Here is a 13,680-nt window from a genome sequence, read left to right as displayed (position 1 = left end):
ACGCATATCCTCCTTAATGGTCTCTTCTACAATGGCATCAACCTTGGTTTCCCAATCTTCAATGCAATTGGTTTGCCAACTCGGCATTCTGTTCTTTTGCAAATAGCTCGGCACATAATGCGCAACAATCCCGGAGAGGCGCCCGGTTTTAATGCCGTTCTTCTCATCCATTTCAGGGCTTCCCTGCAAAAAGATCATTTTTCCATCTACAAAATCCGCATTTCCAGTCTCTGCGATATAACTGAGAATCGCATTGCGCGCTGCCTTGATGTGTTCTGGCATGGACTGCTTGGTAAGCGGAATGTATTTAGCTCCGGAGGTGGTTCCGGAAGTCTTGGCAAAATAAAGAGGCTTGCCCGGCCAAAGGATATCGGGCTTTCCAGCTACAACCTCATCCACATAAGGGCGTAGCGCCTCATAATCACGGATTGGAACCTGAGTGGCAAAGTCTTCAGGGGTTTGGATGGACTCAAAATTATGATCCTTTCCAAAGCGGGTGTTTTTTGCCGTTTGAATTAAGTTTTGAAGTACTGCTAATTGTGTTTGTTTGGGTGCATTCGCCCAGCGATCTATCCCGCGTTTTACGCGTTTAGCCAATATTTTCGCTGCAAAGGATTTTAACGACATAAGGGCTTAGTCAAAATCAATGAATTGTGAAGGATCAATGGGGTAACCATCGCTCCAGAGTTCAAAATGCAAGTGAGGCCCGGTAGAGAGCTCTCCCGTGTTTCCTACAATGGCGATCACCTCTCCGGAGGAAACCAGATCTCCTTGTTCTTTACTCAAAGAAGAGTTGTGTTTATAGGCTGATATGAGGTTGTTTCCGTGATCAATGATCATCACATAACCCGTGTCTGTAGTCCAACTGGCAAAGATAACCGTGCCGTCTGCTACTGCTTTGACCGGAGCGTCTTTAGCCGCAACAATATCTACGGCAAAATGCTTGGTATTGGGATCATAAGCATCGGTCAAGGTACCGTTTACCGGAGGAAACAAAACAAAATTCTTTTGATTGTCTGACTCAAAAATGTTGTATTTATCCTCCTGTTCCACTTGATCGCGCAAAAGCGAATCTGCCTTGGAAGGATTGAGGTCTACTTCAGAAATATCCACTTTGGCAGCCTCTAAAATAGAGTCTCGATTGAAATTCACCGTACTCACATCTCCACTTAAAACGCGTCTAATAGAAGCGATATACTGCTCATTCATGGCCACCACCTGTTGCAAAGAGTCTGTAGTATAGGCCAGATCTGTGGCCTTGTTCTTTAAAGCCGTGGACGAGTAACCCGGGATGTATTCCCTCAATGGTGTAAAAGCAATGATCAATGTGGTAATTCCAATTAGAAACAAAGCAAAAAAGGTGGAGAAAACAAAGACGTTCAAACGATTCAGTTTGAAAGAAAATCGTTCTTCAAAGGTGTCGTCGTTGAGCACAACCAATCGGTATTTGTGCAACAACTTGCGGGATATTCGCTGTCTTCTGGATTCTTTGTTGTTCATGAAACAAGACCTTAGAGGCAAAGATAATTAAACGGTGCTACTCGGTGCTAAAGTTGGTATAAAAACGCTTTTTCTAACGAATTCTTGTTACATTTGTTTAATAATTCAATGACTATGAACGCACTTATCATTCCTTTGGCAATCGGTTGGCCTCAAATTGTTTTGATCGCAGTAGTTGTACTGCTTCTTTTCGGTGGCCGTAAGATCCCAGAACTTATGCGTGGATTAGGAAGCGGAATCAAAGAGTTTAAAGACGCCTCTAAGGAGGACGATTCCAACAAAAAGATCGAAGAATAATCCCGAGTTAGATATATTGAAAAAGCCGCTTCTAAGAGCGGCTTTTTTTATGACTTGTTCTCAAACTTGAGCGACTTTAAGATCGCCTCCAGTTCAAATTGATAATCCCGTTTATCTATGGACGGCGCAAAAGTAAAGCCTTCTACGATCAAGTAGCGATTGTTAGCCTCATCTCTAATGGCATAGTTCACAAAAGGCCCAGCCATCCACTTATCACGGACTTCCCAGGTCCCTTTGGTTTCATAGGCAAATTTACCATCGATCTCCGATTCAAAAATAAAAGGCGCGTAGGCCTCCTCGGTAATAAAACGTCCGCCTTCATCCACAGTGACATTATCACCACCAATGGAGTCGCGCAGTTTGATGATATTATTGATCACTTCTCCGTCAGGATCTATTGCGTCTAATCCCACCTCATAAACTATAATGTTCAAACTCCCCGTGCGAATGTCCTTGCGGATCCAAAGGAAGTTGTCCTCCTCTTTAGCTACACGATAGGCCGTAGGAATCATCATATTAACACCCATCTTCTCTTGAAGTGGAGCCGTACTCATCAAGGATTTATTGATACGACGTTGCTTTTCTGCAATTTCTGTAGCCTTGATGGCGGCTAAAATATCTTCGGATTTTTCATTGAGAATATTGATGAGTCCTTCCTTATCTGGAGCACCTACAAATACCCCTAATTGTGGCTTTGCATAAGGATTGTTCGCGTAGCGCACATAAGTACTGTCTGATTGAGAGAACTGAACAAAGGTGCGGTTGTACTTGGCAAAACCAGAGAATGCCGATGGCGGAATCTGATTCATATTATACATAGGCTCATCTTGTGGCAATCCGTCCACGGGTGCAGCAAAAACAGACCTCACAGCCTCTCCTACACGACCTTCCCAAAGGTCATTGCTCATTACAATTTGCAAGTTGTTGATGTTTCCGTTGGATTCGGCGTAGATGCGTGCCGGTTCTTTTTCGGAATTAGTACAAGCGGCTAAAACAAGCACGCCTAGCAATGCTAAAAAGTATCGTATTCTCATTGTTTGATTTTTTTACCCCTTTGAGACCTTGAGTTTCATTCCGGGTTTCAAAGCAGTACCACTAATATCGTTCCAAGATTTAATATTCTCCACACTAACTCCAGGAAATTTTTGAGCAATGCTCCAAAGCGAGTCTCCTTGCTTCACCGTGTAGACCTTAGCTCCTTGACTGTTGGTGGTTGTAGTAGCTGCGGAGGTGGTCCGCGCTCTGCCTGGGTTTCTGGGATATATAGTTAGGCGTTGTCCTACCCTCAAATTGTCACTTCTCAGGTTGTTCCAGCGCCTTATTTGGGATACTCTAACCCCGTATTTATTGGCTATTTTTCCTAAGTAATCTCCGCTGCGTACGCGGTATCGAATCTTTGCATCTTGAGCAACAAACTCTGGCAAGGGCTTTTCGCGTTGCGCGATCTCCTCCGTAGCTAATCCGTAAATAGCATCCTCATTGGCCACAAAGGGACCAATGGCTTGGATCGGTAAACGCAGCACATAATCTTCATCCTTAACCACGGGAATGATTCCTAAAAAGTAACTCGGATTTAAAAACTGTAATTGTTCCACGGGAACATTGGTATATCTGGAAACCTGTTCCAAAGTAATGAGCTGCTTTACCTTTACCGTATCTGTGGCAATGTAAGAAGTGCTCTCTTCAGTGGGTTTAAAGCCGTGCTCTTCTGCATACTCAAAGAGATACATTGTAGCTAAAAAAGACGGTAAATAACCAGCGGTCTCACGCGGCAGATTCCCGCGAATATTCCAATAGTTGGTATAGCCTCCTGAGCGTCTAATGGCCTTAGAAACATTTCCAGGTCCAGAATTATAGGCAGCTAATGCCAAATCCCAATCTTCAAAGGAATTGTAAAGCGTTTTCAAATATTTACAAGCAGCCTCAGTGGCCATAAGCGGATCTGAGCGCTCGTCCACATAGGAACTCACATCCAAATCATAAATCTTTCCTGTGGTGAACATAAATTGCCAAAGTCCCGTCGCTCCAACACGTGATTTTGCAGTAGGATCCAAGGCCGATTCCACAATGGCCAGATACTTTAATTCTAGCGGGATCTCATGTCGATTCAAAGCCTCTTCAAACATGGGGAAGTAATAATTGGCGCGGGCCATTAGCCTTCCCATAGATCGGCGTCGATTCTTTAAATAATATTTGATCACGCTTTCCAACTGCGGATTGTACTCCACATTGAAAGGCGTTTTAGCATCAATGGCTTCTAGGCGTTCTTTTAAGACTTCCGTGGGAAGCTCTTCATATTCAACAGGCTCATAATCCAGATCAGTAACCGTAGTATAAAGCTCTTGATAGAGGTCATTATTGGCGAGTTCACTGAGCCAAAGACTGTCCATTCTGCTTGCCATCGGGTCGTCCTTCAATGCAAAGACCACAGAATCTTTAGTCGTTGTAGAAAGCTCCACGGAACTAAAATCTCCTTGATTTACAGTGGTCATTAAGGTATCAACCACCTGAATGGTATCTCGAGGAAGGTCGGTTCTGGGGTCGTCATTCTCTTGGCCAAAAAGCAGGGTATTCTGACCAACTAAAAGCAATAAAAAGCAAACAGAAAGGGCTCTCATAAGGTTTTGCAAATTAAGTATTCGCACTGGCAAACACAATTGTTTAACGTTTCTTTGCCCTATTAAATTACAAAACCCGCCAATCGGCGGGTTTGTGTTTTATTGAATAATCAATTTCTTGGTGGCTGCGCTGGACTCCGAGAAGATCTTCAGCAGATAAACTCCACTAGGAAGGTCAGCGTTCAAGGTGTGCGTTTTCCCTCCTTGATTAAAGCTCCAATCCTTAAGGCGCTTTCCGGTAATATCATATAGCGATACTCCTTGAATTAGATCGCGACCGTTGTTGGTCAAGGTAAAGGCCCCATTGGATGGATTTGGACTTACGCTTAGGGTAGTTCCCAAACTAAACTCGTCTACACTCAGGCCGTCATCAACAATAAAAGAAACATTGTCTAACATTGCTTTAGAAGGTCCGGTAGCTGCTTCTGGAATAGACGCTGTAATACGAATGAAAGCGTCTTGTCCTTCAATTCCAGAGAGCAATCCGCTCACGTCAACGGTTTCTGAATAGCTGACACTTAATCCTGTAGGATCAATAAAATCATCGAGCCAAAAATTGGAGAACGGAGTACCGTCCATACGGTACAAATCGATTCGCAACTGACGTGGAACAGTAATATCTGCCCCCAAGGTGAAGTCAAAATTAGCTGCAAAATCAAAGGAGAAATCTGCAGCAACGATGGTTGCAGGGATCGAGATCATTTGCTCTAAGATCCACTCGGTATTTTCTGTGTTTCCATCAAAGGAAGTATAGGCCGCAAAAGAACCGTCTGTAGGGTCTATGTCGTCAACAAATCCACAAACATCAAAGGAATTGGATTGAACGCGCCAGTTCTCCGTACAACTGGTTGGGCCTCCGTCCGTGGAACCTACCGCAGCTACAGTCCAAGGACCCAAAGCCCCATCTTCAAAGCTACCGTTGCTGATTAATTCAACCTGCGCAGTTGAAAGGTTTACAGTCGCAAACGCAGCCAAGAAGAGTAATGTTTTCTTCATAATATCTCAAGTTTGGTTAATACTAACTAGTCGCAAGATATTAAAAAGGTTGCTTAAAAGGCTTAAATATTAGTTAATCTAAAATAGCTGCGACCCCAGGAAGTGTTTTACCTTCTAACATCTCTAACATAGCGCCGCCTCCGGTAGAAACATAGCTCATGCCTTTTGCAAGACCAAATTGCTTGGCTGCGGCTACAGAATCTCCCCCTCCAACTAAGGAAAATGCTCCGTTCTCAGTGGCATCAACAATCGCATTTCCTAGAGAAATTGTTCCGTTAGCAAAGCTTTCCATTTCAAAGACACCTACGGGTCCGTTCCACAAGATGGTTTTTGATTGGGCAATCACATTTGCAAAAGCCTCTCGTGTTGCTGGGCCAGCATCTAGTCCCATCCACTGATCTGGAATCGCATTGATTGGGCATATTTGGGTTTGGGCATCATTCGCAAATCCATCTGCCGCCAAAACATCTGACGGTAAATGAACAGCCACGCCTTTAGCATCGGCCTGCTTTAAAATTTCTAAAGCCAGCTCCATTTTGTCATCTTCCACTAAGGATTCTCCAATGGATCCGCCCTGCGCTTTTATAAAAGTAAAGGTCATACCACCACCAATAATCAAGTGGTCAACCTTATCTAAAATGTTTTCAATAATGGTGATCTTAGAAGACACTTTTGCGCCTCCCAAGATGGCAGTAACAGGTTTTTCACTGTTGTTAAGCACCTTGTCTACGCTTTCGATTTCTTTGGCCAACAAGTTTCCGAAGCACTTAAACTCTGGGAAAAACTGAGCAATTACCGCCGTCGACGCATGTGCTCGGTGAGCAGTTCCAAAGGCATCGTTAACATAAATATCTCCCAATCCCGCCAGAGCTTTTGCAAAGTCCGCGTCTCCGGATTTTTCTTCTGGATGGAATCTTAAGTTTTCAAGCAAGAGGATCTCTCCTGGTTTTAGATTTTCTGCTGCAGCTTCTGCCTCAGCTCCAACACAGTCGCTCACAAATTTGACACTAACTCCTAAGATGTCACTTGCTGTATCTACAATGTGGCGCAAGGAAAATTCATCCTGCGGGCCGCTTGGACGACCTAAATGCGACATGAGAATACAGCTTCCTCCTGCTTCTAGAATATGAATGATCGTAGGTTTGGCAGCTTCTATTCTCGTGGTGTCTGTAACCTGAAATTCGTCATTTAGCGGTACGTTGAAATCCACGCGGATCACCGCCTTTTTGTCTTCAAAATTAATATCGGCAAGAGTTTTCAAAAGTGGCTGTTCTTAAGGTTAACAATCTGTTTTGTGCGCTCATTGACCGGTCTTATCCGGTGCAATTCTAGGGCTGTAAAGATAGCAGATTTTAGGGTGTTTATATCCTGCCAAAACGTTTATCTTTAGCCCATGCTTTTCGATACTGTTTTGGGTCACAAACACCTGGTTACGCATCTGCAGGTCTCTGCGGATGAGGGAAGAGTGCCTCATGCGCAGCTTTTTGTGGGTCCCAGCGGAGTTGGAGTCTTGCCAATTGCTATAGAATACGCGGCTAAATTATTGTCTATCAACAATTTAGATAACCAAGCTGCAGTTGTTCAGCGCGTCCGACAATTGCAACATCCCGACTTGCATTTTGTATTTCCCATAGCCACAACCACGGAGGTAAAAAGACATCCTGTTGCTGATCTGTTCCTAGATTCTTGGAGAAGTTTTGTAGCGGAAAAACCTTATGGCAGTTTGTTTGAATGGTATCAACACATCGGTATTGAAAATAAGCAAGGACGCATTGGCGTGGATGAGGCCCAAGATATGGTCAAAAAGCTTTCTCTAAAATCACATCAAGGAGGCTACAAAGTGATGATTGTCTGGATGGCGGATAAAATGAACACCGAATGTGCCAATAAGATCTTGAAATTAGTGGAAGAGCCGCCTGCTAATTCTGTTTTGATCTTGATCGCAGAAAATGAAGAGCAAATCATTGGAACCATTCGTTCTCGTTGTCAAAAACTAAATTTTCCGCTTTTGGCCCAAGAAGCCATTGCTTCTGGTTTGCAGCAAAAGTTTGATATGGATGTTGCCACCGCTCAAGGTTTGGCTAAACGCGCAGAGGGAGATTTCAATAAAGCAGTGCACCTACACCTGCATGACGGAGATAATGTTCTTTTTGAGCGTTGGTTCCTCTATTGGGTTAGAACTGCCTTTAAAGCCAAAGGCAATAAAATGGCCATTAATGATCTTTTGGCTTGGAGTGAAGAAGTGGCCGGAAGCGGTCGGGAAACTCAGAAACAATTCCTGGCATTCTGCACAGAATTCTTTAGAGATGCCCTATTGATCAATTATGGAGCTTCAGAAATTGTCTACTACACTCCCGAGAGTCCAGATTTTGATCTGAAGAAATTTGCTCCCTTTATTCACGAAGGAAACATTCAAGAAATAATTGCCAATATTTCTTCTGCTTTATATCATGTGGAACGCAATGGCAATCCAAAAATCATTTTCTCTGATTTAGCCAGTTCATTTTTTCAATATTCATAAACGCCATCTATTAAAACAGGCTTTAAATAAGGCGTTTTAAGCGCGTTTTGAAAATCGCCAAGGTATTTTGTTGTTTTAGGCTGTAAAGAATTATACAGGCTGCTCTATGGAAGAATTAGCGCTTCCGAAGGACGTAAATCAAGGAAGAATATGCTCCCGTGCCCCAAGCGCTCATATTGGATCGAAATCCATTGAAAAATGCACGGAACAAATTAGACTTTCCGTGTTTGTATTTTTCTGAAAGCAAACTGACATAGAAGGAATCAAAAACCATAGGTCTGACTGCCTCCAAAACAAAATCGTCCTGAGTCAATTTCTCAATGCTAGATCTTGAAAAATGCCAAAGGTGTCTCGGTACATCCAAAGCGGCCCAATCTGCTCCGTAATGTTTGGCATCCCAACTTTCAAAATTGGGAACAGCAATAATTAAAATACCCTCATCCTTGAGTTGAGTATGGATCCATTTCAAATACTCTTTGGGATCTGGTAAATGTTCTAGCACATGCCATAGGGTTACCGCAGACGGTCTTGGAATTAATCCGCCAGGACGCTCTGCCATTAGATCCAAATTTTTTGCAGCGGCTAACTCACGAGCTTGATCGCTCGTTTCAATTCCTGAAACTTTCCAATTGCGTTTTTGAGCTTCTAACAAAAAGTCTCCTGTGCCCGCTCCGATATCCAAAAGTACCCGCTCTCCTACTACATGTGATTCGACCAAATTGATCTTGGAACGGAGCGCCCAAGATTTGACCCATTGATATAAGGTGGCGGTCAATCCTTTCTTAGAATCGGTATGAGAAATATATTCCTGGCTGTCGTAATATTTGGCAAGATCCTTTGGGATTGGATCGGTGTACATCATGTTGAGATCCGAATCAAAAAGCAGGTCAAATTCTTCCCCACTCAGAAAATGGTCTTTGACTTTTAAACGCGATTTAAGTTCAGATCTGTTGTTCATTTGGAGATGTTCCACGTGGAACATTTAAAATATTATCGGCCCATATACACTAAAAGCACCGAGATGTCATTGGGAGAAACTCCGCTGATTCGAGACGCCTGAGAGATGGTCGCAGGACGAATGCTTGAAAGTTTTTCTTTCGCCTCAAAGGAGAGTGATTTCAGTTTAGAGTAATCAAAATTCTCTGGAATTGTAATCCCTTCAAGTCGGTTAAGTTTGTCCGCGTTGTTCTTTTCTTTCTCAATATAACCGGCATACTTTACCTGAATCTCTGTTTGCTCCAACACCTCGTCGGTGAGCTTATGGTCATGGATGTAATCAAAGACCGCGGGGATCTTTTTCATGTCCTCCATCGTGATACCAGGACGGGAGAACATCCGAACCATTTTATCGCTCTGTTTTACTAATGCACTGTCCTTAGATTCTAGAATTGGATTGGCCAATTCCGGACTCACACTAGTAGATTTAAAGAAGTGAATAAAGTTGTCTGAAGCCTCTTGTTTCTGCTCCATGTTTTGCAAACGCTCTTTAGACGCTAAACCAATTTCATGCGATCTTGGGGTTAATCTAAAGTCTGCATTATCTTGTCTAAGTAGAGTGCGATACTCTGCACGAGAAGTAAACATTCGATAAGGCTCTTCTGTTCCTTTGGTAATAAGATCGTCGATCAAAACACCAATATACGCCTCACTGCGTTTTAGAATAAAAGGATCTTTTTCATGCACTTTAAGGTGTGCATTTATTCCCGCCATGAGACCTTGAGAACCCGCTTCTTCATATCCAGTAGTTCCATTGATCTGACCAGCAAAGAACAATCCAGAAACCAACTTTGTTTCTAGAGTGTGTTTCAATTGTGTGGGTGGAAAGTAATCATATTCTATAGCATACCCAGGTCTAAAAAACTTTACATTCTCAAAACCAGCCACGGATCTCAGCGCTTTAAATTGTACCTCCTCTGGTAAGGAAGTAGAAAAGCCGTTTACATAATATTCAACCGTATACCATCCTTCTGGCTCCACAAAAAGTTGATGGCGATCCTTGTCTGCAAAGCGATGAATTTTGTCTTCTATTGAAGGACAATATCTAGGGCCTATACTTTTAATTCTCCCGTTAAACATCGGTGAGCGATCAAAGCCTTCTCGTAGTAAATCATGCACCAAATTACTGGTGTAGGTCATGTGGCAAGATCGCTGCTCGGTTAAAGGTTTTATCTCTGGTAAATAAGAAAATTTTGCGGGATTTGAATCTCCAGGCTGCTCTGACATTTTTGAAAAATCCAAAGATCTTCCATCAACTCGTGGCGGCGTTCCGGTTTTCATTCTACCGGCATCGAAACCTAAATCAACAAGCTCTTTAGTAATACCTGTGGCGGCTCTTTCTCCTGCGCGTCCTCCCCCAAATTGCTTCTCACCAATATGGATTAATCCATTCAGGAATGTTCCATTGGTGAGCACAACAGCCTTGGCACGAACTTCAATTCCTAAGCTCGTCTTCACACCAGCAATTCTATCTCCTTCGATAATTAATCCTGAGACCATCTCCTGATAGAAATCTAGGTTTGGTGTTTGTTCCAAAAGTACTCTCCACTCCGCAGCAAAAAGCATACGGTCACTCTGCACTCGAGGACTCCACATAGCAGGCCCTTTTGATTTGTTGAGCATCTTAAACTGTATGGCCGTCTTGTCACTCACTATTCCGCTGTAGCCTCCTAAGGCATCAATCTCCCGTACAATTTGTCCCTTTGCAATTCCGCCCATAGCCGGATTACAACTCATCTGGGCAATGTTCTGAAGATTCATTGTGATCAACAATGTCTTTGATCCCATATTGGCAGCAGCCGCAGCAGCCTCTGATCCGGCATGCCCCGCTCCCACTACAATAACATCATAAGATTCGGCAAACATAAGCTCATATTGTTCCACGTGGAACATTAAAATTCAACGCTGCAAAGATAGCACTAAATAAAATATGAAAAAAGTGGAATAATTAGACTTATTCTACTGATTATCAAACTGTTGTATCGCTTTTTCTTCTGCTTCACGCATCAAAGCCTGATCCGCATCGTCTTTATCCTTAAAACCCATGCAATGCAAGACTCCATGCGCAATAACTCGAGCTAGTTCTTCATCATAAGCAACCTCAAAGTCTGCGGCATTATCTGCTACCCGCTCCAGCGATATTAAAATATCTGCAGATACGGTCTTTCCAAAAGTATAATCAAAGGTGATAATATCAGTAAGCGTGTCATGATCCAAGTATTGCTTGTTGATCTTCAACAAGTGATCATCATCACAAAACAAATAAGATATGTCTCCTGCTTTGAAACCGTAGTTGACACATAAATTACTAATCCAATTCTGAACGCGTTCCCACTCCAAAATAGAACGGTCCGTTTTGTTCTCAAAGTTGATGTTATCCATCCTGTCCTTTAAAATAATCTTGTACGCGTTTCTTATAATCCTGTTTCATCGGCAAGGCTTGACGATTCAAAATCTCTGTAGTGTTGAAATATTTCTTAACCTCCAAACTCGATGGCAAAAGCGGATTGGTATAGTCTTTTTGATTGGTTGTAGCTTCTCTTCTTTGCTCCTTCCCTTGTTCAAAAGTAGCTTCATCCAATTTGAGCATTTCATATTTCAGCTCTGTCATTTTCTGCAAAGTTCGCTCATTAAAACCTTTCTCCAAAAGCTCCTCTTCTATCTCCTCCATCTTTTTGAGAATATCACCTCCTGCACCTTTTAGACCTTCTTCTCCCATCTTGTCCTCAAGCTGCTTTCTCAACATTTGCTGTTCTTGATAAATGCGGAACAATTCTCCGTTCATGTCTTCATCAGAACCGCCGTTACTTTCTCCGTTGCCGTTACTGTTTCCTTGGCTCTCACCTTCTCCTTCTCCTTCGCCCTCACCTTGGCCCTGACCTTCACCCTCTCCTTCGCCTTGGCCCTGACCTTGGCCTTCTCCTTGTTGGCCTTGTTTTGTGCCCTTCTTCATTTGTTCATTCAAACTCTCTTGACTTTGAATAATGTCTGGTAATTGGAACCCACGACCTTGACTACCACTACCGGCACTAGCACCCATCATCATCTGATTCTGCATACTACTCAAAACACTGCTCAAGAGAACAGCGAGATCATTGGCACCCGTAACCGTATATTGCTGACTGCTCACGCCCATCATCACGCGGTTTTCCGCCAAACGCTCTAAGGACTTCTCCATATTGAATGATACATCCGTTATGAGCTCATTGATACTATTGCCTATCATAGGCTGACGCAGTGCTAAGGCAAAAATGGAATCGTCAATATGCTCAAAATGTTGTTTAAGATTATTCTGTGCTTTTAGCTTTGTGGAAAATACTGCACTGTTGTAATCAATGCGTTTAAAGTCCTCCATCAAGGCCTCTTGCTCAAAGGAAAATACTACCAGATTGTCTAAGATCTGACGCAGCATATCAATGTCCTCCTCCATACTTTCCATAGAGGCTCCAGCCATTGCTTGTTGCATTTGCTGGCCCATCTCCTGCATCTTTTCACCAGCTTTTTGCTGCTTAGGACTGGCCTGCTGTTGATCGTTATTCTTTAGATCATCTGTAGCGTCTTGTTGATCTTCTGTGACCTGGTTCTCTCCTGTTTTGTCCTGAGGAATAGACATAGGCTCCTTTAAGTCTTCATTATCTTTTCTGAGTTCGTCCAGTTCTTTTTTCAGTTCTTCAAAAGCTTCATTGAGTTCCTCTTGAGCTTCTGAGGTATTCTCATCTTCCGGAGCGTTACTCAACTCCTCTTGCTTCTTACCAAGTTCCTGAAGATCATTGGCGATCTTTTGCGCTTTTTGGGATACATAATAACGCTTAGTAAGTTCCAGAAGTTGCTCTAAGTTCTTCTCCTGATTCTTATTATTCTTTGCGAGTCGATCCAGCTTTTGAGACAACTCTTCCTTGTTGATCTTATCCTGGACTTCTTGAAGCTCCTTGAGTAGCTCTTCATTCTCTTTGAGCAGCTCCTCGTTCTCTTTCAACCGTTCTTGCAATTGTTCCTTAAACGGATCCTCCTCGTCTTGTTGGAACTCATCCAGATTGTTCTCCAACTGTTTAGAAAACTTCTTCATTAAGGCGTCTTGTTGCTCTTGGCGCTTAAAGTAATTCTCCAGCTTCTTTTTATCATTCCAATTCAAATTGGCCTTTTCTTTCTGAGTCTTTGAAAGTTCTTTCAATAAGGCTTCTCGTTCTTTCATCTCTTGGAGCGTCTCGTCCAAATTGTCAATGGTCTCTTCTTGCTGTTCGAGTTGCTTGTCCTCGGTTTCAGAATCCGTAAGCTCTCGGTAGGAATAAATTCCACTCTTACTGCTCTTTCCGCCACGCAAACCATCATTGTCAAAAACCTCGAAATAATACTCATAGGCCACGCCCTTTTCAAGGTTCAATTGACCTGGAAAAGTAGCGACAAATTGATCAAAAGTGCCTCCGTTGATGGGTAGATCTTCACGAACCGCCTTAGCTTCTTCTCCGCTTGGATAGTAAACCAGTTCTAATTTACGCAGGCCATAATCATCAGAAATTCTGCCTAAGAAATAGGTGATCTGATCATCTATACTATCCTGCTGACTGTTGAGTTGAATGTTGGGATATTCGTCCTTTACCACATTGATGGCAAAGTTCAAATTCTCGTATTCCTTTAAGTTTTCGTTGGACGTTGTAATAGCATAATCCAAGTCATTGAAAAGCCTCAGATCCTTTACAAATGCACCGGCATCGTCAGAAAAACTGTAGACGCTGTCTTTTGTTTTTAGCAACG

At 42.9% G+C, this 13,680-nt stretch carries 12 protein-coding genes; 2 read left to right on the top strand and 10 right to left on the bottom strand.

Translation table 11 applies throughout. The features are described 5' to 3' along the window. Positions 1–627 (bottom strand): GH3 auxin-responsive promoter family protein (locus tag HRT75_RS12400; protein WP_291187236.1); only part of this gene is annotated, 627 nt, incomplete at its 3' end. 6 nt (positions 628–633) lie between these two features. Then, positions 634–1,500 (bottom strand): M23 family metallopeptidase, encoded by an 867-nt coding sequence (locus HRT75_RS12395; RefSeq protein WP_291187233.1) that lies wholly within the window; start codon positions 1,498–1,500, stop codon positions 634–636. Between the two features lie 114 nt (positions 1,501–1,614). On the opposite strand from HRT75_RS12395, the gene tatA reads away from it, so the two are divergent. Then, entirely contained in the window at positions 1,615–1,797 is a 183-nt protein-coding gene (tatA, locus tag HRT75_RS12390) for a twin-arginine translocase TatA/TatE family subunit (RefSeq protein ID WP_291187230.1), read from the top strand. Between the two features lie 47 nt (positions 1,798–1,844). Here the strand turns inward: tatA and HRT75_RS12385 are convergent, their stop codons facing one another. The 4 genes from HRT75_RS12385 to HRT75_RS12370 all read right to left on the bottom strand — a co-directional run bounded on the left by HRT75_RS12385 (position 1,845) and on the right by HRT75_RS12370 (position 6,672). Further along, positions 1,845–2,831, bottom strand: a complete 987-nt coding sequence (locus HRT75_RS12385; protein ID WP_291187227.1) for a DUF4837 family protein — start codon at positions 2,829–2,831, stop codon at positions 1,845–1,847. 12 nt (positions 2,832–2,843) lie between these two features. Next, entirely contained in the window at positions 2,844–4,415 is a 1,572-nt protein-coding gene (locus tag HRT75_RS12380) for a LysM peptidoglycan-binding domain-containing protein (RefSeq protein WP_291187224.1), read from the bottom strand. A 99-nt stretch (positions 4,416–4,514) separates the two neighbouring features. Further along, positions 4,515–5,411 carry a T9SS type A sorting domain-containing protein gene (locus HRT75_RS12375; protein WP_291187222.1) on the bottom strand — a complete coding sequence of 299 codons (897 nt, stop codon included), beginning with the start codon at positions 5,409–5,411 and terminating at the stop codon, positions 4,515–4,517. 73 nt (positions 5,412–5,484) lie between these two features. Next, entirely contained in the window at positions 5,485–6,672 is a 1,188-nt protein-coding gene (locus HRT75_RS12370) for a phosphoglycerate kinase (protein WP_291187219.1), read from the bottom strand. Between the two features lie 132 nt (positions 6,673–6,804). Here HRT75_RS12370 and HRT75_RS12365 point away from each other — a divergent pair, with 132 nt between their 5' ends. Continuing rightward, positions 6,805–7,932: a DNA polymerase III subunit delta' gene (locus tag HRT75_RS12365; RefSeq protein ID WP_291187216.1), complete on the top strand. Its 1,128-nt coding sequence runs from the start codon at positions 6,805–6,807 to the stop codon at positions 7,930–7,932. Positions 7,933–8,047: 115 nt separating this feature from the next. Here HRT75_RS12365 and HRT75_RS12360 read toward each other — a convergent pair whose 3' ends face one another. The 4 genes from HRT75_RS12360 to HRT75_RS12345 all read right to left on the bottom strand — a co-directional run. Beyond that, complete coding sequence (locus HRT75_RS12360; protein WP_366665069.1) at positions 8,048–8,905, bottom strand: class I SAM-dependent methyltransferase; 858 nt, start codon at positions 8,903–8,905, stop codon at positions 8,048–8,050. Positions 8,906–8,922: 17 nt separating this feature from the next. Then, positions 8,923–10,794, bottom strand: coding sequence for a tRNA uridine-5-carboxymethylaminomethyl(34) synthesis enzyme MnmG (mnmG, locus tag HRT75_RS12355; protein WP_291187213.1), 1,872 nt, complete (start codon positions 10,792–10,794; stop codon positions 8,923–8,925). A gap of 93 nt (positions 10,795–10,887) precedes the next feature. Then, positions 10,888–11,310: an rRNA maturation RNase YbeY gene (gene ybeY, locus HRT75_RS12350; protein ID WP_291187210.1), complete on the bottom strand. Its 423-nt coding sequence runs from the start codon at positions 11,308–11,310 to the stop codon at positions 10,888–10,890. After that, positions 11,303–13,680: hypothetical protein (locus HRT75_RS12345; RefSeq protein WP_291187207.1), on the bottom strand; the 2,378-nt coding region annotated here is incomplete at its 5' end. The genes ybeY and HRT75_RS12345, both read right to left, overlap by 8 nt.

Source organism: Gilvibacter sp., assembly GCF_013214815.1.
Classification (GTDB): Bacteria; Bacteroidota; Bacteroidia; order Flavobacteriales; family Flavobacteriaceae; genus Gilvibacter.
The sequence above is the reverse complement of the archived record's forward strand: the minus strand, read 5'-3'. Positions and strand labels throughout refer to the sequence as shown.